Origin of the sequence: Paenibacillus lentimorbus NRRL B-30488 (assembly GCF_000411595.1) — a bacterium.
GTDB lineage: Bacteria > Bacillota > Bacilli > Bacillales > Bacillaceae > Bacillus > Bacillus velezensis.
Genome location: NZ_ANAT01000006.1, coordinates 96,149 through 117,621, shown reverse-complemented (window position 1 = coordinate 117,621; position 21,473 = coordinate 96,149). Strand labels below are relative to the sequence as shown.

At 36.5% G+C, this 21,473-nt stretch carries 21 protein-coding genes and 2 pseudogenes; 8 read left to right on the top strand and 15 right to left on the bottom strand.

Annotated features, from left to right (window positions below; all coding sequences use genetic code 11):
* The first annotated feature begins 34 nt into the window (after positions 1–34).
* The 5 genes and pseudogenes from D368_RS03460 (at position 35) to D368_RS19870 (ending at position 4,667) form a co-directional block, all read left to right on the top strand.
* Entirely contained in the window at positions 35–1,306 is a 1,272-nt protein-coding gene (locus D368_RS03460) for an MFS transporter (RefSeq protein ID WP_071391768.1), read from the top strand.
* Between the two features lie 117 nt (positions 1,307–1,423).
* A complete protein-coding gene (locus D368_RS03455) occupies positions 1,424–2,239 on the top strand; it encodes a hypothetical protein (RefSeq protein ID WP_101563059.1) in 816 nt (271 codons plus the stop codon).
* Positions 2,236–2,844 (top strand): DUF4166 domain-containing protein, encoded by a 609-nt coding sequence (locus tag D368_RS03450; protein WP_128574570.1) that lies wholly within the window; start codon positions 2,236–2,238, stop codon positions 2,842–2,844. Before D368_RS03455 ends, D368_RS03450 begins: the two co-directional genes overlap by 4 nt.
* Positions 2,838–4,468: pseudogene (locus D368_RS03445) on the top strand (YndJ family protein). The gene D368_RS03450 and the pseudogene D368_RS03445 overlap by 7 nt, the downstream one beginning before the upstream one ends.
* A 37-nt stretch (positions 4,469–4,505) precedes the next feature.
* Positions 4,506–4,667: a hypothetical protein gene (locus tag D368_RS19870; protein WP_486129210.1), complete on the top strand. Its 162-nt coding sequence runs from the start codon at positions 4,506–4,508 to the stop codon at positions 4,665–4,667.
* 494 nt (positions 4,668–5,161) lie between these two features.
* Here the strand turns inward: D368_RS19870 and D368_RS03440 are convergent, their stop codons facing one another.
* From D368_RS03440 to D368_RS03400, 9 genes are all read right to left on the bottom strand, one after another.
* Entirely contained in the window at positions 5,162–6,145 is a 984-nt protein-coding gene (locus D368_RS03440; RefSeq protein ID WP_486129209.1) for a hypothetical protein, read from the bottom strand.
* Between the two features lie 526 nt (positions 6,146–6,671).
* Positions 6,672–7,076, bottom strand: coding sequence for a hypothetical protein (locus D368_RS03435; RefSeq protein ID WP_486129208.1), 405 nt, complete (start codon positions 7,074–7,076; stop codon positions 6,672–6,674).
* 74 nt (positions 7,077–7,150) lie between these two features.
* Positions 7,151–7,672 carry an ATP-binding protein gene (locus D368_RS03430; RefSeq protein ID WP_128574567.1) on the bottom strand — a complete coding sequence of 174 codons (522 nt, stop codon included), beginning with the start codon at positions 7,670–7,672 and terminating at the stop codon, positions 7,151–7,153.
* Between the two features lie 11 nt (positions 7,673–7,683).
* On the bottom strand, positions 7,684–8,298 hold the full coding sequence (locus D368_RS03425) for a hypothetical protein (RefSeq protein WP_128574566.1): 615 nt from the start codon (positions 8,296–8,298) through the stop codon (positions 7,684–7,686).
* A complete protein-coding gene (locus D368_RS03420) occupies positions 8,255–9,274 on the bottom strand; it encodes a DDE-type integrase/transposase/recombinase (RefSeq protein WP_128574565.1) in 1,020 nt (339 codons plus the stop codon). The genes D368_RS03425 and D368_RS03420 overlap by 44 nt, the downstream gene beginning before the upstream one ends.
* The gene (locus D368_RS03415) at positions 9,274–9,627 is read right to left on the bottom strand and encodes a hypothetical protein (protein WP_128574564.1); all 354 of its coding nucleotides are present in this window, start codon (positions 9,625–9,627) and stop codon (positions 9,274–9,276) included. The genes D368_RS03420 and D368_RS03415 overlap by 1 nt, the downstream gene beginning before the upstream one ends.
* Position 9,628: 1 nt before the next feature.
* Complete coding sequence (locus D368_RS03410; RefSeq protein ID WP_181288108.1) at positions 9,629–10,183, bottom strand: TnsA endonuclease N-terminal domain-containing protein; 555 nt, start codon at positions 10,181–10,183, stop codon at positions 9,629–9,631.
* Positions 10,184–11,137: 954 nt separating this feature from the next.
* Complete coding sequence (locus D368_RS03405; protein WP_061576699.1) at positions 11,138–11,986, bottom strand: hypothetical protein; 849 nt, start codon at positions 11,984–11,986, stop codon at positions 11,138–11,140.
* A gap of 136 nt (positions 11,987–12,122) precedes the next feature.
* Positions 12,123–12,632, bottom strand: coding sequence for a PCYCGC motif-containing (lipo)protein (locus tag D368_RS03400; protein ID WP_128574563.1), 510 nt, complete (start codon positions 12,630–12,632; stop codon positions 12,123–12,125).
* Between the two features lie 1,173 nt (positions 12,633–13,805).
* Here D368_RS03400 and D368_RS03395 point away from each other — a divergent pair.
* A complete protein-coding gene (locus D368_RS03395) occupies positions 13,806–15,083 on the top strand; it encodes a murein hydrolase activator EnvC family protein (protein WP_486129207.1) in 1,278 nt (425 codons plus the stop codon).
* 80 nt (positions 15,084–15,163) lie between these two features.
* Here the strand turns inward: D368_RS03395 and D368_RS03390 are convergent, their stop codons facing one another.
* Complete coding sequence (locus D368_RS03390) at positions 15,164–15,370, bottom strand: YwmB family TATA-box binding protein (RefSeq protein ID WP_128574611.1); 207 nt, start codon at positions 15,368–15,370, stop codon at positions 15,164–15,166.
* 7 nt (positions 15,371–15,377) lie between these two features.
* Complete coding sequence (locus D368_RS03385) at positions 15,378–15,875, bottom strand: hypothetical protein (protein ID WP_128574562.1); 498 nt, start codon at positions 15,873–15,875, stop codon at positions 15,378–15,380.
* Positions 15,876–16,024: 149 nt separating this feature from the next.
* On the opposite strand from D368_RS03385, the pseudogene D368_RS03380 reads away from it, so the two are divergent.
* Positions 16,025–17,637 (top strand): annotated as a pseudogene (locus D368_RS03380) (multicopper oxidase family protein).
* A 317-nt stretch (positions 17,638–17,954) separates the two neighbouring features.
* Here the strand turns inward: D368_RS03380 and D368_RS03375 are convergent.
* The 4 genes from D368_RS03375 to D368_RS03360 form a co-directional block, all read right to left on the bottom strand.
* A complete protein-coding gene (locus D368_RS03375) occupies positions 17,955–18,530 on the bottom strand; it encodes a sensor histidine kinase (protein WP_486129225.1) in 576 nt (191 codons plus the stop codon).
* Positions 18,530–19,198 carry a histidine kinase dimerization/phospho-acceptor domain-containing protein gene (locus D368_RS03370; protein WP_128574560.1) on the bottom strand — a complete coding sequence of 223 codons (669 nt, stop codon included), beginning with the start codon at positions 19,196–19,198 and terminating at the stop codon, positions 18,530–18,532. Before D368_RS03370 ends, D368_RS03375 begins: the two co-directional genes overlap by 1 nt.
* A gap of 169 nt (positions 19,199–19,367) precedes the next feature.
* Complete coding sequence (locus D368_RS03365; RefSeq protein WP_061576706.1) at positions 19,368–20,072, bottom strand: response regulator transcription factor; 705 nt, start codon at positions 20,070–20,072, stop codon at positions 19,368–19,370.
* A gap of 181 nt (positions 20,073–20,253) precedes the next feature.
* Positions 20,254–20,832, bottom strand: coding sequence for a YdhK family protein (locus D368_RS03360; RefSeq protein ID WP_061576707.1), 579 nt, complete (start codon positions 20,830–20,832; stop codon positions 20,254–20,256).
* 306 nt (positions 20,833–21,138) lie between these two features.
* Between D368_RS03360 and D368_RS03355 the strand changes: the two genes are divergently transcribed.
* The gene (locus tag D368_RS03355) at positions 21,139–21,465 is read left to right on the top strand and encodes a four-helix bundle copper-binding protein (protein WP_071579109.1); all 327 of its coding nucleotides are present in this window, start codon (positions 21,139–21,141) and stop codon (positions 21,463–21,465) included.
* The last annotated feature ends 8 nt before the right edge of the window (positions 21,466–21,473 follow it).

The window sequence follows — 21,473 nt, the reverse complement described above, 5'->3', positions numbered from 1 at the left end:
ATCTGAATATTATGAAATAAGAGGGAGGGATTTTATGTTCTCAAAGGATAGATTCCCTATTATTCTTCTTTTATTTTCAGCCGGGGTGATTAACTATTTAGACCGCTCAGCGCTGTCTATTGCAGCGCCGTTCATACAGCAGGATCTCACATTGTCTGCAACCCAAATGGGGCTGATTTTCAGCAGTTTTTCTGTCGGATACGCTGTGTTTAACTTTCTCGGCGGTGTTGCATCTGACCGGTACGGGGCTAAATTGACATTGTGTACGGCGATGATCGTTTGGTCTCTTTTCAGCGGGGCGGTTGCGCTTGCTTTCGGATTTGTAAGTCTTTTGATTATCCGTGTTTTATTCGGTATGGGCGAGGGGCCGCTGTCGGCTGCCATAAGCAAAATGGTCAACAATTGGTTTCCTCCGTCTCAGCGCGCCACGGTCATCGGCCTGACAAACAGCGGCACGCCGCTCGGCGGAGCGATTTCCGGCCCGATTGTCGGGATGATTGCTGTGGCATTCAGCTGGAAGGTTTCCTTTGTCCTGATCATGATCGTCGGTTTAGTCTGGGCGTTTATCTGGTTTAAATTTGTCAAAGAACGGCCGGCACAGACGGAAGACGCCCCGGCAATGAAAGCGGCGATTCAATCGCATGAGCAGCATATCCCGATGACCTTTTATTTGAAACAAAAAACGGTTCTCTTCACGGCTTTTGCCTTTTTCGCCTACAATTACATCTTATTTTTCTTCTTAACATGGTTTCCGAGCTATCTGGTGAAAGAACGCGGTTTAAGTGTTGAATTTATGAGCGTGGTGACTGTTATTCCCTGGATTCTTGGATTTATCGGTTTGGCGGCAGGCGGAATGATTTCTGATTATGTATTCAAAAAAACTGCCGGAAAAGGGGTTTTGTTCTCACGGAAAGTCATTCTTGTCACTTGCCTGTTCGCTTCCGCTGTACTGATCGGATTTGCCGGACTTGTTACCACTACCGTAAGTGCCGTTATTCTCGTTGCTTTATCAGTCTTCTTTTTATATATAACGGGCTCTATCTATTGGGCGGTGATTCACGATGTGGTTGATCAAAGGAATGTCGGGTCAGTCGGCGGCTTTATGCATTTTCTTGCAAACACGGCCGGTATTATCGGGCCTGCTTTAACCGGCTTTATCGCGGATAAAAGCGGATCATTCTCGGGGGCGTTTTTGCTTGCAGGCGGATTAGCTGTTTTGGCCTCGGCTGCGGTAATCCGTTTCGTGCGTCCGATAATCATTCAAACAGTTTCTGAAGATAAAAAAGACACGGTACCTTATTCATAAGTCATCAAAGTCACTGAGCTGTCCTGCCGATAACGGGATGGCCTTTTCGTTCTGCCGCTTGACCTGTTCCTATGATAATATAGGAATTGTTTACATAAGAAGGGAAGAGGAGGGAGCATGAAACAGAAGCCGATATATGTCGAAATCAATATTGCATCTGATATAGAAACGCTTTGGGAATATACGCAAAACCCGCATCTTCATAAGGAATGGGATCTGCGTTTTTCTGACATTACATATCTTCATAGGCTGCCAGATGAACCGCAGAGATTTCTATATGAAACACGAATCGGTTTTGGGCTGAAGGTATCCGGCACAGGCGAATCAATAGGTGACATAAGGCCTCGCTCGTCAGAAAGAGCGTCTTCGCTCGCTTTTGCCTCTGATCATCCGCTGTCACTTATAAAAGAAGGCAGGGGCTACTGGAAGTATATAGAGCGGGATGACGGACAAACCGCATTTTTGACTCAATATCAATATGAAACGGCCCGCGGTCTGCCGGGAAGTTGGATAGACCGTTTTTTATTTCGTCCTCTGCTAAGCTGGGCTACCGCATGGAGCTTTGATGCGTTGCGGCTTTGGATAGAACAAAACAGACATCCGAAGATATCAGTCCGTTTCGGATTTGTCTATGTCTGTATGTGTCTCGTATTCAGTCTGTATTGGTTTTTTCAAGGCTTTCATGATGGCTGTGCCGATGCAGAGATCGTGAGGGGAGCGCTTGAGACAGGGTTAGGGGTATTATGGCTGCTTCCCATGCGGAGAAAGTGGCTGATTCACACCGGGCAGTCAGTCTTCTTTTGTGTAACGGCACTGCTATATTCCGGCGGCGGATTCTTGATCTCTTTAGGAGTCCTTACGATAGCCGGCATGATTCTTAAGCTCAAGCTGCCGAGCGCCTGGCATACAAAACGAAAGAGAGAAGTGAAATGACGGATTCAATGTATGAAAAAGCGATTACTCATTATCAATCACTGCACCCGATGCTGCAGAAACGGTACAGATTTGACGGATCACGCACGTTTTGCGGAGAAGGCGTTATGTCAGAAATAAAGGGAGGTTCTTTTCTTGTCAGAATGCTTTTAAAGACCGGTGTTTTTTTCAGATGTTTTTTCTCAGAGAGGGGAAACGATATCCCTTTCACTATCGAAAACAAAAACAGGCAAAATGGCGTGGAATGGAATCGTACCTTTTTCTTTAAAGGCAAAACGCGTTTTTTTGATGCGGTCATGGAATATGATGAGCGGGAAAACAGAATTCTTGATTACTTCGGCAAACCTCACATCCTACTGTCTGAACTGCATTTAGAAGCGTCTTCAGACGGAGGGCTTGTTATTACATCCGGAAGGCAGTGGCTCCTGATAGGCGGAAAGAAAATCCCGCTTCCGGCATGGCTGTGCGGGAATTCAACCGTTTATGAGGCTTATGATGAGGAAATGAATTGCTTCAGCATAAAGGTTCATGTAAAAAACCGGATACTCGGCACGCTTTTCTCTTACCGGGGGACTTTCCGGGAAACAGAGGGAGAAACATGCTGAAGCGTCATCTCATGGTAAGTGTGATTTGCTTTTTGGGATTTGCGGCGGCTGAAGCTCCGTATATATCAGGTGCTGAGACGTTTGTTTTATTATCCATACTTTTTTTCGTTCCCGCTGTATTCTGCTTTGCTTTTCGGCCGTCAAAGACCTTAGAGAATGTGTTGTTACGGAGTTATCCTGTTGCCGCTATATGTGCGGCGCTTGCGTTTGTCACAGGCTTCAGTTTTTTGCCTTTGTATGGCTCATTTATACGCTTGGACTGGCACTGTATGCTGTCCGGCGGCTGATGAAAACAAATATTCACAGAACAGAAGAGATGTCTGTTATGGCGGGTTTCATTTATTTGGCCGTGGGCGGATCCTGGTTCTTCGCATATGTCCTGGAGATTCCCGTCCTGAATTTCGGCCCGCTTATCGTTCTGCTGACGGCGGTGCACTTTCACTATTCCGCTTTTCTCATTCCGATCTTTAACGGATTGCTCGGCAGGATCATACGGGAGAAACGCGTACTTTACCGATGGAGCACGGTCATTATTTTGATTTCGCCGGTCCTTATTGCCTTGGGGATTACATTTTCAAAGACACTTGATGTGATTGCTGTCGCTCTGTATCTTGCGGGTCTGTATGTAAATGCATATCTCGTCTTTAAGGCGCCGTTTGTTACGAAAACAGGCAGGATCTTGATCAGGAGTTCTTCGGCTGTGTTAATGATCACAATTGCTTTTTCTTTGATATATTCGTACGGTGTCTACCGCGAGGAGGCAACGCTCACGATCAGCCAGATGATTTGGATTCACGGGGCCGTCAATGCATTCGGTGTTATCCTGCCGGCTTTGGCGGGGTGGAAGTTGGAAAATCCTAGACCGTTCGATGAGAACAGTGAAAGAACGTTCAGCAGAATTTACGGGAAGGGACCGATAGGCAAAGATTTTTTGACTGACATTCATGCAGCAAATGACATCCATTATACCGGCCTTCAGGATCAGCTGAGAGAACTGCATTCTGAAGACTTTTCAACTGAAAAGCTGGCGCCGGCCGTTATTTCCTTTTATGAAAAGACAATTGATTATGACATCATGGCGAAAGTGACGTGGAGCGGATGGTTTCGTCCGTTCGCGCGCGTGTACGAGCCGTTCAGCAGAAGAGCGGGGCAGATTCATCTGTCCATGAATCCGGATTGGTATATCATGCACAGTGATATTATAGGAGTTGACTCTGACAAAGACGGCAGAAAAAATGTCCGTGCGTGGATCAGAACAAATGAAAAGCAGGAAACCGTTTTTACTGCGCTGTATTCAGCGTACAGGGCAAAAGGGGAAGGATACATGAATATCTCTCTTCCGCTGCCGTACGGCCAAATGACGGGCATTTTAAAGCCTTATGCGCGTAAGCAGAATCTTGTTTTGACAAGCAGACGGCGAAAAAGCGGAGCGGGTGATGAAGGGATTTATCTCCAGACGAAATGGGGAACGTGTCATCTTCCGCTGGCAGAGACATTTCTTATTTCAGCCCAGAGCGAAACAAGCCTGAAGGCCGTTCATCATATGTGGCTGTTCGGACTGAAATTTTTAACTGTGCATTATCGGATCACTCACGCTTCCGCAGGTAACCGAAGCAAATATTAAGCTGCAGAGCCGTCTGTTTATCAGGCGGCTTTTTCTCATGCAAAGATCCATTGAGCGGCATGATGAAGGCAGCCGGGCAGATGCCCCTGCTGAAAATCTTGTTTTTGTCCATTTTAGCCCATGGCATGATTTTTACGGCAATGTTTGGCTTCACGACGGCATATTGGAATGTCGATTGAGTCTGTTCCGGCGGGCATGAGAGCAACATCGATGGGGCATACCAGGCGCTTTATGCACTCGGTATTTTCGGGGGACCTTTGTTGCGGGATTTTTTAATGATTGGCTGGGCTCAGAGCCGGATTTTATTTCGCGGCAGTGCTCTGGCTGGCGGCTGTTCAAGCTTGCTTTTGCGTTAGGTTTTTCAGCTGAATCAAAACTAACGCTGTAAACATTTTTATACGTGTAACGCAATAACTGCAATAACACAATGTGCGGTTATTGCAGTTATAAATTTCTCTTTTTTGTCTCAATAACTAAAGTATACTTAGTTTATGAGACTTGTAATTCATTTCTCTGTATAACTTCCTAGAATATATATTATGTAAACTAGAAATTGTGAAGAGAATATAAAAGCGGATCCATATTCTAACATATTGTAAAACGACAGAATTATGTTACGTATAGTGACAGAATTCTATTACGTTCCTCCACTAAAGTAACATAATTCTGTCACTTGGATTTCGTTCGGTTATTTCAAGATAATATAATTTGATGGAATTTTTTAATCTCACTCATGAAATTATTGCTTTTATAATAAACTATGCTTGAATTTTTATGTTCAATTATGATTGTATATTGTGGTTTTTCAGCTGCTAATTTTTCAAACAACTCATTTGTTTCAATTGTATCTGCTAGTGTGCATTCCTTTTTTTTATTGATTTTGCTGTTTTTTAAGCAAAAAGTAAACAATTGAAGTAAAAAGTGGCAGTTCATTTTATGCAAAATTGATTTTAATTGTTTAAGGCTTAAGTATGTTATAGATGCTGAAGAAAGCAAAAAGTTATAAACCTCAAGAAAGTCTATCCTCCAAGAATAGATATGATTAAAATAACTAAACTCCCCCCTCTTTGTTTTTTCAAAACCAAGAGTATTAACGTTTCTAATGTAAAGGGGCTCTGAAAAAAAACGCCAAAGTCCATAAGCTCTAATTATAGGGGGTAGATTTTTTTCTTTAAGCACGTTTTCAAAAAAGTCTTTGTTTTTTATTTTTCTGTGTTGTTTTAGGAAAGTTCTGCGCAAGTAACGATGTATTGCTTTATAAATCAGAATACTTTCAAAATAGATTTCCGAATAACCGAATTCTAAAAGAAGTCGGTTTAACTCATGTCTTCTTATTGCTTTTTTAACATCAATTTCTTTTGTTGAATAAGGTTTTCTTTGAATTATGCGGTTGCAGAGATCGTTGTACAATTCTTTAGGAAGTTGACGGATTTCAAAGGCAGAATTATGTTTGGATTTGGAATGGAGTTTGAGGTTATTTATGTATAGAATTGATTCAACTGTTAACTTAAGATCCTTTTTAGGGATTGACTGACTTTTTGTAAAATGAGACATGTAGATATCAAAATCTCTTCGATTAATGTTTAACCAACTTTGTATTGTTCCATTACGGATTTTATAGAAAGGCTCAGTTAAGCCCCATTTCAGTATGTTGTATTTCTGTATCATGTATTTCAAGAAGCTGTAACCACATTGACAAGTAAATGCTGCGGTATCTTTGGAGAGGAGGTATTCGATGTCTTGATTGCAATTTGGACACCTGTTATGAAGAGCTGTTCCATGATAAGGGCATTTATCAAAGAGTCTTAATTGGTGAAATATCGAATGGAATCCTTGGTGGATGCATTTTGGGCAAAAAGTTAGCTGCTCATAGAAAAAATTTGATAATTGATTTAGATTTGAAGGATTTTTAAATAGCGGCCAAATTATTCGAGTGCAGTTTTCCAAATAAATTGTTTTGATATCTTGTCCAAGCAGTTTCAGTAATTCATCATCACTGAAATATCTTAATGCAATGATGTCACGCTTTGATCGTCCGGCAATCGATGGATTTTTAATTTTTTATTTCCTCCCCACCTAATGTTTCTAACAATTCATTTGGAGTTAAAAAGTTACTGGACATGATCTTCTGTAGAATTGACCAAGAGGACTCATATGGGTAAACCCAGTTAGCTGACCATATTAGACGTTTTTGTTCTATCACCTATCGCTCACCTTCTGCTAATAAGAATTCACTGTATTTTTCAGCTGCGAGGTATCCAGATTCTTCAATACAACTTCGCCAATCATTTATTGAAATAAGATTTACGTCTGCACCATCAGTTCCCAAAAATCTGAGTGCATTTTCTACAGTGCCAGTAAAATAAAACATTGGGATTTCAATTTTAGTCCGACTATTGTGATCTCTAATGATCTCTACAAAAGCGCTATATAATTCTTTAGAAAAAGTACTTAATCTAAACCCATTTTCATACTGTTCGGGGAAGAAATATTTAGTGAAGGTCCATTCTGTTCCGAGTGGATAAACTGAAATTTCATCGAAGGATTTCAGACAGAGTTCTATATCTGCTTGAGAAACAAGCCCTTTGGAATGATATTCGTGCAACATAAAGCGGCCAATAATCTGCTTTTTATTAGTATGGACAAAAGCAGATCGTTGACTTAATAATTCTCTCTGTCCAACTAAAAAACAGTTAATAATACACCGGCACTATCTAATTCATTATAAATATCCATTAGCCATTCATAGTGTAATTCTGTGAGTCTTTGAGCGTCATCCAAAAAGAGTATCACTCTATTTTTGGATGACGAGAACCCTTTTTCAATCAAGAAGTTGTATAAACGCTGTCTTTTTGCCACTGCCTTCCCGACTGAAGGAGTGGCATGATTAACTTCTCTTAAAAATAATTCGAAAAAATCATTTTCGTTAACATTCTTAAACTTACTGCATTTAATGTTAAATATAGCAGTATCATACCCGACTATATCAATTGAAGGTAAAGTACTTATTATATAGCGAATGGCTCTTGTCTTCCCGAGTCTTGGATTTCCAACAATAATTGCTCCAGGAGTTCTGCTTTGTATCCACATAACAACTCTTTTGAACATTCTATTTATTTCATTAGTTGCAATCAAATAAGAACCGGTATCAATCGGATGAGTTCCAGGAGAAATATAAGGTCGAACAGATAAATTGTTTACCATTACCCCCACTCCTAATAGAGAATAGTCTCAGTTAACGATGGTATTTTCTTTTGAAGTTTACGTTTACATTTCAAATTATTCGAATAACCATCTCTGTTGATTGACGATTCGGGCTTACTTTTATTTTCTTCTTGAATAGTTGATTCCTTCTCTGTCTTTTTCATGACTTTATTTAATTTATTTCGCGAACTTTTATGTGTCATTGCTTTTTCTCTTAAGTATTCCTGATAAATTTCAATCGGATTTTGATGTTCAGTGAAATAAATTTTTCTGTCTCTCCTCAATTTGAAAATAGCTCTTCGCATTTTTAAATCATGAGGAAGAATACCCCACTTTCCTTTCGCAGTTAATATTCCAAGTTCGCTGCCATCTTCAAAAAAAGCTTTAATAGATCTTAAATCATCGGAATTAGCCAATATAAAAAGTGATTGGCCAGCTAAAGATGAAGAATTGGCCAGAACTTCATTAGTGTAAACAACCCCTTCAAAGTAAATGTAAGGCCTTCTTCCCTTTTTATAACCACCTTGAATTTTCCTCTTTGCTTTAATATTTAACAAAGTAAAGTGCTCTCTCATTTGTTCATTAAGAACTCTTGGCGGACCTTCCCTGAAAATACGTTGTTTCATTGCTTCTACGGGGGGTTAAATTATTAACCCCATAATTTGGGGTGTTATTGTAATGGGCTAGACAAACTTCAATTACTTGATGTAATTCGTCTATTGTAATTTCATATTTAATGGCCTTTGCAGAAGAATTACGCCGTTTTGGATCGTTTGGATTGCTGCCGGTTGTACTTGGCAAACGATGAAAGTAATCTTCTTCAATGGTTCTAAAGAATCTTTCAACGATACTTCGATATTCTGGGAATTTAACTGGACCATAATTAACATGGCAGCCTAAATCATTAGTTAAGCTATCCCTTACTCTATTTGCTAGATGTGATTTGGCATTATCGAATAAAATTTGAGTCCATATGCCCCACTGTGTTTCGGGAATAGCCAGAGATGGAAAACCACCATTGTCTGGATAACGCAAATTAGGGATATTTAAATTCATTTTTTTATGCGGTCTAATTGCGTTCATTATGCATTTCAAAACATCGTTTTGATCATATTCTCTTTCTAGGCATAAATGATAGCCGATCACTGCTCTTGTTGCTGTATCAATAATTGTTAGTAAGTAGATACGATTTAACGTATTAACAATTTCATCACCTTCTAACGTCTTAAAACGGAGTGCTAATTCAACATCAATCTTATGCCCATCTAACTGAACTTGTTCAAAAGGAGACGTTATTAAAGATGTTTTTTGATGATGAGAGCCAGTATGTTTAAATGTGTGAGACTTACTTTCTCCTATTCTAACAACTGCTTCTTCAGTATGTTCAACTGTTAATTCCTGAGCGAATCGTAATAACGACCTATAACCTACGTCTGTTGTGTTAAATGGGTATGAATCATTATCTATGTTTAATTTTCTGCATTCTTGAATGAATTTTTGATGAAGATGTTTGATTGAGATCACATTATCCGAGACAGAAGTTTTCATCTTTTTTAAAAATGTTTTTGTTAAAAATTCCTCAAGCTCAGGATACTGTTTCATTAGTTGTGAAAATGAATTTGAAAATCCTTTTTATTTGAATTCATGCTTGGCTTATTTTTAAAGATCCTTTTTCCAGGTATTAATGCTCTGTAACCATAAATTTGTCCATACTTATCAAAGCTAAGGCATCTTCTTATTAACCGTCTTATTTCATGAGGACAAAGTGAAGTTTTTTTGGATATCTCTTGCATTGTGTGAGCTTGTTTAAAATAAAGATCAATTGCTAATTTCCTTTGTTTGAATTTCCTTTGTTTTTCAGGTGATAATTCGCTTTCAAGGACGGTTGGCCATTGATGTGTATTTAACAAATCCGGGTTTAAATCAATAAACTTTTCAATCATAGTTTTTGGCATTTTAACACCACACCTTTGAATGGATAGTAAACCGTTGAGTTTCAATGTCAATTTTTAGTTTGCCTTGAAACACTAGATTAAGCACACATTCAAAGACACTATTCATATTTTCTTGCAGCATTTCTGTGATATTCTTCAATGAGACACCTTTGGGATTATTTGAATTGTTGACATATCTATAAATTTTATGATTTAGAGGATGGTTTTCTTGACTGTTGGAAAGAAAGGGAATGATCTTTTTTGCGTTATCCAGCAATACCGGATTTTTTCGAATAATTTCATCAGTCTGAACACTGTATTTGTATCCGTTCTCAAGACACCATTTACGTTGAGTGTTTATTTGTTCTTGAGTTCTAGTTTTGGAGAGGTCAGAAAAGTATTTAATTTCTCGGAACTCTTCAGATAAATTAGTATAAAGAACCCAAGCGTCAAAGATGCTTGAATAAATTTTATGTTCGCGTCTGCAATTTATTTTTAGAGGTTGTTCACAAAATGTTTTAATTGACGGGGTGATTTCCAATAAAAGCCAATGATCATATTCTAAGCTGCTATACAATCGTACGACTCTCTTCAACTTTGGACTGTATACTTCCCAATAATTATTTCCATATTTCATGCTTCTGTTTATTTGTATGGGGGTATACATTGAGTAGCACTCCCCTTCTCTTTGAAATTTTGTATATTTTTATATTCGCTATGTCAATCAGGAATCCTTCTTTAAAAGGGATTTTAGAACGAAAAATGACGATATATTAAAGAAAATTTAAAGGGGAGACTTAACTGAAATTTTCAAATAAGGTGAGCGACCAGAAAGCTGTTAAAGTTAATAGTCAAACGGTGGTATCTGTGGAGGGCATATTTTTCATTTCACTTCAAAAAATACCCCTTCTCTTTTTTCAGAAGGGATTTGTCATATTAATCTTCATCGTTCCATTCTTCGCCTTCTTCCCAGTTTTCTTTTTTCTCTTCAAGACGATTGGAAAGATACAAAACTAATCCCTCGGTTAAATTATAAAGTCTCTATACTCTCTTCGACTACGGAGGCTCTAACCAAGTTATATCCAAACAGGTTAAAAAATAATTGAATTTTGTTCTAAAATCAGGGTTGAATCGGAGTGTAAATAACGGACAAAGAATTAGTGGATTCTAAAGATAAAAAGGGACCTTTTGCTGAAATCTGAGTGTGGTGCAAGGCTTACTAAATGAAACTAATAAAGTTCTATGTACTTCTCCTGGTGGATTATAGACAAAAGACACGACTAAAATTAAGGTTTGGTTATGTTTTTTATTCATTACATGTTTGTCTTGAGGCAAAATAATAAAGTCATTTAATTCTTCTTTCAAAAACACAAAGGAGATACTAATTTTTAAGTCAGCACCTCCTTTTAGAGTTCTGTCTTCCTCATATAAGCACCGTTTATCATGATGTTTTAATATTCCTCTATATACTGTTAGGCAGTGACACTTGTTACCATGATCCTACAATAATTAAGAGCAAAACACAAATTTATTAAATCTCCTGTTCACTAACTGGTTGTTCTGACTCCAAGAAAAATTCTACAAAATCACGTCCAAACTTGGAAATCTCAAAATTGTCTTTTGACTTAAATGTTGGCTCTTTTAATTTTGGTAATGAACGTTTAAACTTCGGATTTGTCAACTTGTCTAAAAAGGAGTATAGTTCTTTAAATGCCTTTGAAATTTCTTCAAGATCGTCCGTGATTTTCAAGTCGGTTCTTGTTGTTAACACTCCAATCCTAAGTAGATTTCTACGCACTGCTTCATATTGCTCATAGCTTATACCATGTCTGTCCATAATTTCCTGAAACGTTTCTTTTGATTCTTGATCAAATGCATAACGAGAAACATACATAAGTCTAAGGACAGATATATCCACCATTCTAAGTTCTTTTAAGACGTCGTAATAGGTTAGGATAAAGTCATTCGACACATGGTGATGTTCAGTAATATTCACGAATCCATTTACCATATATCGGATTTTTTCTTCCTGTTGTTCGTCTATAACGTAATCCAGCACATATTGAAATAACTGATCAATCTGTTCTTTTTGTTCAAATGTTTTTAATTCTAGATTTAAACGGATTTCCTCTATTTTAGATTGCAATTCCTCTGTGAATGTTTTGATGTTTCTTTCAAAACGGGCACGTTTATAACTTTGAACTGCGCCTGAGATCCCAGGAATGAGTGAACTTGCTGCATCAACAAGAATATCACCTGTTATGCTTGTTATAGATTCCTTTGCAATATCAGCAGCTGTGTCACTACTAACATTTAAAAAAGTATCAAGAGCTAGCTCACGCCCTGTTTGTTGGATATCTTTCCTTCTACCGTCATTCAAAAATAACCTCTCCTTTTGACTTAGATAGAACAATGTGCTTTCCCAGACATTCTATTTTTTCAGCCATGAAGGTAATTCTAGTCAGACCTCTTTAATTCCTTCTAAAATTATTGTACTTGGTGAAAAACTAAGCGGATTATACCTGCGGGATAGGAGTCGGTTTAGCATACCCCTCTTTATATTCTTCATCAATCAACTTCCGAACTTCATTCGATGATTTTCCTTCTTTAAATTTTGAAATCGATTTAGCTGCGATTTCTAAACAAACATTGCAATTGGTTCCATGGTCATCCCAGACAATGGAGTTATCTTTTTTATATTTGTAAACAAAACAATCATAGTTACTTTTATGACCGACAGACTCACCACATCCACAGTAACAAGGGATGTTTTCAAGCAATTCTTTATTCATCGCTGCAGCCTTATACAGATTTTGCATATCTTCCGGTTTGTCATTTAAGAATTTAGGTAACACACCGACTGACCTTGTTTCTTCTCTGATGTCACCCGAGCTTGCTGAAGTATGATTAGCATGATCTACTTCTTTCTGAGAACCTGAGTCATTCTTCAATCCGTTAGTATTATTGGAACAAGCACCTAAGATAATGAAACATACCGAGATTACAAAAAGAACAGTTTTCTTCATAAGTTTTTAACACTCCTTTTTTGATGAACTCCTACGATACAGTCTATATTTCAAGAAGAAATAAAAATTGTCTATGAAATCGCCATCATTTTGCTGAAATATATGCTAACCATGAATAAAAGGCCGAACATAACAGCTACAAAGGATATGGTTTGTTGATAAAAGCTAAGTTTCGAATAAGAACACCATTAATAAAAGCAAAAGCAAGCAATGGCAGAATTCCAATATGTTTTAAAAGAAGCATTTGTCCATAAGGTAAAACCCAACACTTCGCATAATCTTTTATATCTACAACGTATGAACAGGTACATCACCATCATCATGTAAGTATAGAATTAAAAGATGAATCAAAGAATAGCCATTTTACTATCCTTAATTCATCTTTCTTTTAATTTAGTCTCAATATAGGTGTTGCCTTAATAGAATAATTCTCCTATCAACTCCACAATAGTCTGTGGACGATTACTGCTGAAGCTAACGATGCCAAGCTTCAGGTAAGGCTAGTGCTAAGGGTATTAGCGGTAATTGATAAACAATACAAACCCTACTTAATGTTTTTCATGCAGTTTTTTCTCCTTCCCTTCTTGTTAGTCACATCGCCCTTGAACTATTAACTTTCCATATAACTATAAAGTGGGTTATAAGTTTAAGTTTTAATTATATGTAAAAAAGATGGCCTTCTCCAAGAAACGAAGATGGCCATTCAAATTAAAGAGGGGTCCCTTCGTATTCATTTAAATATATAAATATGTAGAAGATGTGTAGTTTTTTTATAATAACGTATATGAATGGTGAACCATCTTTCAAATGTGTATTCAAGGCTTATTTTTTGTCTTCCCTATACTGTCATTATTTGTTGAGATCTGCAAATGAATCAAGTTCACTTTCTCTCTTGCTTGTGACCCTAATTATTTAGATAGATTTAAAATTCTATTATGTTCATAGATAAATCGATTGATTACGACATAGTTTGATTTTGAAATAAAAATGTAACATCCTCAAGTCGATTCATGACGTATAATGAAAAAAAATGTTGAGAGTGGGTCCCTTTCAACATTTTTTTCAAGGAGGAAGTACATTTGAAACGCAATTATGTATCAATTAGTTTAGCATCCCTTTTAATTTCTTCGGGGCTAATCATTCCATTTTCCGAAAGTCATGCATTAGCTTATGATGATTTGGATAAAAAGCAAAAAGATATTAGTAACAAACTATCCGAAAATCAATCTAAGTTGTCAGAAAATAAATCGTTCCCAACTTGATTCAGATCAAGAAAAATTAACTGCTGAGTTAGAGAAAATCGACAATCAGATTATAACAACCAATACTTCAATTACAAATAGACAGAATGAAGTTAAACAAACGAAAACAAAATTAAAAACTAAAAAGGAAATTAAAGAAATCAATAATCGAATCGAAATAAGAAAGAAACTGCTACAGGATCGGATTCGTTCATTACAGGAAAGTGGAGGAAATGTAAATTACATAGACGTTCTCCTAGGTGCTAAAAGTTTTTCTGACTTTATAAGTCGTGCTGTTGCGATCAATACTATTGTAGATGCTGATAAAGAAATTCTTAAAGCCTATAAGAAAGATTTAGAACTTGTTGAACAAAAAGAAAAAGAAATAAATAATAGTCTAGATAACTTAAATGCTGACCTTGCAGCGCTTGAATCATTAAACGCTAAATTAAAGAATCAGCAAGGAGAAAAAAGTAAATTATTGAAGCAAGTTAAAAAAGATCAAAAAGAAGCTGCTGATGAACTCGGTTCTCTTGAAAACGAAGCAGAAATTTTAAAAAGTCAGAATGAAGCCATTAAAGCAGAAGAAGCTTATAGAAAGCAAAAAGAGGAAGAAGCAAATAGAGTAGCAGAAGAAAAGAAAACCGAGAAAAAACCACAACCAAAAGAAAATAAGCAAGTTGTGGAAGAAAAGAAAACTGAGGATAAATCACAACAAAATACAACCCAAACTAATACCGCAACACCTTCTTCTAATGGGTCTGTTTCCCGGAAGACTGTGGAAAAAATTCAGAAATCTACTGATTCAAATACTTCAGGATTTATCAAGCCAGCGCCAGGAGTACTAACATCTAACTTTGGGGCTAGATGGGGAACAACACATTTTGGGGTAGATATTGCTCAGGCTGGGTCAGATGTTCCTATTTATGCTGCTGCTTCAGGTACTGTTTACAGTTCTCGATATTCATCCTCCTATGGGAATGTCATTTTTATCACCCATAATATTAATGGACAGACCTATCAAACTGTATATGCTCATATGTCTTCTAGAAAAGTTCAGACAGGTGATCGTGTAGAGCAAGGTCAGAGAATCGGAACAATGGGAAATACAGGGGAATCACAAGGCCAACATCTGCACTTTGAAATTCATAAAGGTCTTTGGAACGCAGCAAAGACTAACGCAGTTGACCCAACACCTTACATTCAATAGTTTTTCGAAGAAAGAGGCAGACACAATGGTAAATAACCTTTTGTATCAGCCTCTTTTTTAATCTGATGTTTTTTACTAACTTAATATTCTAATGTGATGATTGGAGCCCCCATCGTCACTTGTATAAGTCCATTTCCACGTGCTTCTCTAAGCCCTAATTGAAAATTCATCGTCTTTCCATGTGCTGCCTTAATACCTGTTCCCCATTTATTAGTATACCCAGATATAGAACGAAAGTTACTCTCTTTTAAACCTTCCACTACTCCAGCATCTGCATCGCGGAAAATCTTTTTTCTAAGTTTTCAAGTTTAATTGCTTTTTAATTTTCCCCTTTACTGTTACGTATTGATTGCTTTGATTATATTTAAATGGAACAATTATTACATTGGATTTATCTGAGAGTAATTGTCCTTTCCCCTCTACGCGATGAGAAAATGTCATTGTATAAGTTTCTTTACTTGGAATAATCGATATCGAAACCTTTTCATTTCGTTTATTGTTTTTGAAGGTCCCTGTAATTGTAGTATGATGTTCATCTTTTTCTGTTTCCCACGAAAAGATGTCTCCTTTTAACTTAACTTCTTGAATGTGTTTTTTAACAATATCCTTACTTACATTTCTCAATGTTTTTTTGGTATAGACACTCCAGTCGTTTATATCAATCTCGTTTTTCTTTCCTATTTCATTTAAATCGGTTAATATTTTGATTTCGGATGCTTCAACAGTATAAATGATTTGTTTAAAAATAATAATTGAAAAGAATATGATAGTGATCATTAATAAATTCTTCATTTTTCTCACTCCTCAATATTATGAAAGATTAGAAATTAAAAAATAGAGTGTTAACTTTATAAAATTGTTTATCAGTAATTCCTTCTTCTTCATGATTTCTACAAAAAATATCGCTAAGATAGGATTGTAAAAAATTTGGAGGTGGGAAAATGAAGAAGGTACTCATACAATTTTTTTTCATTTCTTTATTTGTATTCATCTTAGGTGCATGCTCCAACTTAAAGAGTGAAAGCGAAATGGATCATAGTAATATGAATACGGAAAATAAAGAGGAAAAACCGGCAGAAGACAAAGAAGTAAATATAAGACCGACATCAAACACAGAGAAAATAAATAAAAATGAATTTACGTTAACTGCCCAAGAAAGAAAGCATACGTTAACCAACAAGAAAAAAGTGACTGCTTGGACATTTAACGGTTCTGTTCCTGGCCCTGAAATACGGGTAAAAGAGGGAGAAAATGTGAAAATTAAACTGAAAAATGAATTGCCTGAACCTGTAACTATACATTGGCATGGTTTACCGGTACCTAATAATATGGATGGTATACCTGGAGTAACTATGAATGCTGTTCAACCAGGTAAAAGCTTCACTTATGAATTTAAAGCCACTGTACCGGGCACCTATTGGTACCACAGTCATCAAAATAGTGCAGATCAGGTAGACAAAGGGCTTTATGGATCACTTATCGTTGAGAAAAAAATGATGAGAAATATAATAAAGACCTCACTCTCGTATTAGATGAATGGATGAGTTCCGATGGTTCTATGGACATGAAAGGTATGGATATGGGTTCTCAATCTAATCAGATGAGTGGTATGGACCATGGCGAAATGAACATGGATTCTGATGAGAGTGAAGGCTCAGATAATTCTACAGGTATGGAACATGATATGAGTATGTACGATATTTTCACCATTAATGGGAAAAGCGGTAAAGATATTTCATCTTTGACAGTGAAAAAAGGAGATAAAGTAAGACTTCGATTGATTAATGCGGGATTTATGTCGCACAAAATGCACTTGCATGGCCATGATTTTAAAGTGATCAGTACAGATGGCCAAGAAATTAATAATCCAGAAGTTATTAAAGATAAATTGTTATCTATTGCTCCTGGTGAACGCTATGATATTGTGTTTACAGCAAATAACCCTGGTAAATGGTACATTGAATGTCATGGAGAAATGAAAGGTACAAAAGGAATGAAGGCACTCATTCAATATAAAGGCTTCTCTGGGAAAGTCGTCGATCAACCAAATGAAAAAGAAACTTTACCAGTCATCGATTTCACTTCTTACGGCAAAAAGAAAAAGAAGAGTTTACACTGGGTCAATCATATGATCTAGAATATACGATGGACCTGAACACGGTTTCTAAAGGAAATGAATTAAAGTATACGATTAATGGGAAAACATTCCCTGATACAGAAAATCTTAACGTGAAAAAAGGAGATTTAGTCAAAGTCAAAATGGTCAATAACTCAAAAAGTGATGATCATCCCATGCATTTACATGGCCACTTCTTTCAAGTGTTAAGTAAAAACGGTAAACCAGTTCAAGGTTCACCAATTATTAAAGATTCTATTAATTTAAAACCTGGTGAAGAATATGTAGTTGCATTTAAAGCAGGCAATCCTGGAAATTGGATGTTCCATTGTCATGATTTGCATCATGCATCGGCAGGTATGGTATCTGAAGTGAAATATGAAGGTTTTTAAACCAAGCTTCACACCTAGCTCTGAAGCAAATAATAAACCAGAGTAACGTAGTATAATGAATTTAAGTTACCGCCCGTTTTACGGGCGGTTTTGTTTTTGCTCGAATGAAAAGACCGCCCCCAACTGAGACCATCAACGGAGCTGTACTTTCTTCATTTTTGGGGATGCTGCTATCTTTTTTTAATTAAAATCAAATATATGATGGCGAAGATCATTGGTACAAACATAAATATGCATATCCCAAAAAACGATTTCATCATGTCTTGATGGAAACCATTTGTGTTAAATACTGTACTTGATAGTGTAAGGCATCCAATACCGACTAGAATAAAAACAAGGGTATGATGATGCTGGTCAGTTTTTTCATTCCTTTTCTTCACTCACTTTTTGGCCGATTGGAAAGCATAACTTGAAAGTTGTACCAATATTCTCAACACTATTTATTTCGATTCGGCCTCCTAATAATTCGACCAAATTTTTCACGATCGCCAGTCCTAAACCTGTGCCTCCTGTAGATCTCGATCTTGATTTTTCAACCCGATAAAAACGTTCAAAAATAAAAGGCAAATCATCTTTCGGAATCCCTATGCCCGAGTCTATTATAAAAATTTGAATGTCACGTTTTTGAGGTGCAATATATATATCAATTTTTGTATCTTGATTACTGTATCGGATAGCGTTTTCGATTAAATTTATGAATATTTGTTCCAACCTCCTTCCGTCTGAAAATAAAAATGGATTTCCAGTTTTGGTACTCAAATGAATATTAATTCCTTTTTCTTTTGCTTTTAGGTCAACCTTTTTAACAGAGCTTATTAAAACCTCTGAAATGTCTACCCATTCAAAATCTAAATCTAACTTGCCTTCTTCCATTTTTGCCAGTTCGAATAAATCGTTAATAAGCTCTGCTAAACGTGTGGATTCATCATAGATAATCATCAAATATTGTTTTTTTCTTCCTCACTGTCATAAAGCTCATCTTTTACAACCTTTGAATACCCCTTAATGTATGATATTGGTGTGCGCAATTCATGAGAAATGTTTGCAAAAAACTCTCTTCGATTGTTCCTATAATCCTCAAGCTCTCTTTCTAAATCCATGATAGCTGCAGCCAAACTTCCTACTTCATCTTTTGTAGGTACTACGAGCTTTGTTTTGAGTTTCCCTTTGGCTATTTCACGTGTAGCACGCTCCATCTTCAACAGAGGGGAGGAAAGTTTTTTGGAAATGAAAAATGTAAATCCAATTGCTATAAATAAAGATCCAATTACAGAAACCAAAAGCCAAATACGAACTTTAGCTATAGAGGTGTTCACATTGTCCATATTTGATACAACCACAAGTCCACCTTTGACTTCATTTCCAATTATGATTGGCTTACCTGACAGGAGAAATTTTTGATCTCCTCCTTTTTCGGAATATTCGATTCCAACTGTCTGTTTTTTAGAAATTGGCTGAAAGATATTATCTGATACTTGAGTACCTTCTTGAAATCCTAAGATGCCAGTGCTCTTTATTATTTTTCCCTTCATATTAAAAACGAAAAGATCTGCGTTAATTAATTCTGATGACATCTTAAACATGTGATAAGCAGCTTTATCATCCACATCTGAAATAGATGCCGAATATTTAGTCGCAAAATGATTGAGCTCTTCTTGCTTTTGATTTTTATAAAAAGATGTAAAGAGTTGATCAATCGTAAAAACTAATGGAAAAAAACTGCCAAAAATAAAACAATGATTATTCCACCGAGTTTAAAGGTAATGCTATTAATATTCATATTGATTGGTCCACATCTTTAAATTTATAACCTATTCCCCACACCGTTTGGATTGGATTATAGTCCGAACCAATGTCTCTAATCTTCAATCGAATGTTTTTTATATGTGTATCAATCGTTCTTGTGTCCCTGAAATCATCATATCCCCATAATATATCCAGAAGTACTTCTCGAGTAAATACTCTTTTAGGATTGAGCACCAATGTATGGAGTAATTTGTATTCCTTTGGAGTCAAGTCCAAAACCTTCCCTTCTATGGAGACTGAATGAGCTCCTTGATCAATCTGAAGATAACCATCTCCATATTTTATGATATTTCCATCATCACTCTCTTCTTTATTTAATACAGCTCTTCTTATTAAAGCATTTACTCGAGCGACAAGCTCCTCCGATTCAAAGGGTTTGATTAAATAATCGTCTGCGCCAATTTCCAGTCCATGAACTTTATCCTTTAATTCACTTCTAGCCGTCAGCATCAAGATTGGTGTAGAACTAACTTGTCGGATTTCTTTACATGCTTTCCATCCATCAATTCCAGGCATCATAATATCGAGAATAATTAAATCAAAAGAAGATGTTTTGACTTTCTTAATTGCTTCTTCTCCTTCACTTGCTTCTATAATATCGTAGTCTTCCAAATAAATTTTGAGCAGGTTCCTCATTTTCCATTCGTCGTCAACAATTAAAACTTTCTTCCTCATGTACTCCCTCCTAAACACAAAAATCAGCTAAATTTGGATTTCGCATATAATATTTCTGTATTTGATCATGTAAATAATAAAATATAAATGCTTCCACTTGTAAGCTGATCTATTGAAAAGAGCTTATCCTTTAAAGGAATAAGCTCTTTTCAAAATGAAAATCCTGTGATCTGTCCAAACCTTACTCAGCAGCTGAAAGTTCACTTTCTGTTACCCACTTATGATTTTTTACTTCTTTTCCGCCAGTTGTCGGCTTATAGTCAACCATATATACCGTTGTTTTTTCAGCAGTATCAATCTTAGCGGTTGCTCCTTTCATACCCTCCATATGATTTGCCTCCAAGGTCACTTCTGATCCCGGTTTGAAAGATTTATCACCAGCATCCTTTATGTCTTCTTGAACAACCCATTTATGGTTTTCGACTCTATTACCACCAGTTGTTGGTGTGTACGAAACAGCATACACAGTGGTATCATAAGCCCCTACGATTGTAGCTTTGGCCCCATTCATTCCTTTCATATGATTTGCATTTATAATTGCTTTGCTTCCTACTTTATAGGTTGGATTAGTTGCTTCTTTCATGCCTTTAGGAACTTCTCCACTCATGTCCATTTCACTATGATCCATACCTTGCATTTCTTCATTGTTTTCTTTTTTCTGATTAGCATTATCATTATTTGCGTTTGCACAAGCTCCTAGTATTAAGGAAAGAGATGCGAATAATGATACAATCACTAGACTTTTCTTGCGTTTTTTCATGTAAATATAATCCTCCTTAGGCGTTTGTAATTAACAACATCATATTACGAAAATGTGCAGAAATTGTGGAGATGATCATCAATTTTATAAAAGATCTCTTGTCTTGCTGTATTTATAAAATATTTTGCGCATTTACTATTTAAAATACTCCTATCCTAATGAAAAAAACATTGATCGGCAACTTAATTAATCTTGGTACTTGTTACTTTTATTATACCCCATGATGAATTCTCAACTGAAACGTTTAAACATCTTACTTACGGGAACTATAATTAATAATTATTAAAATGAAAGGGGCTTATTAAAATGCACGAAAAATATCAAGAATGTATTCAAGAATGTTTACATTGTATGCAGATCTGTAACCATTGTTATGATGCCTGTTTAAAAGAAGAGAACGTAAAAATGATGGCCGACTGTATTCGATTGGACCGTGAATGTGCGGACATCTGTGGTTTTGCCGCAAAAGCGATGGCTAGTAATAGCCCATTTGCTCCAGAAATTTGTCAGTTATGTGCGTCTATTTGTGAAGCATGCGGAAATGAATGTAAAAAACATAACGCAGCACACTGTCAAGAATGCGCCGAAGTTTGCTTTAAATGTGCAGAATTATGCAGAAAAATGGCTAGTTAAAAAATCAT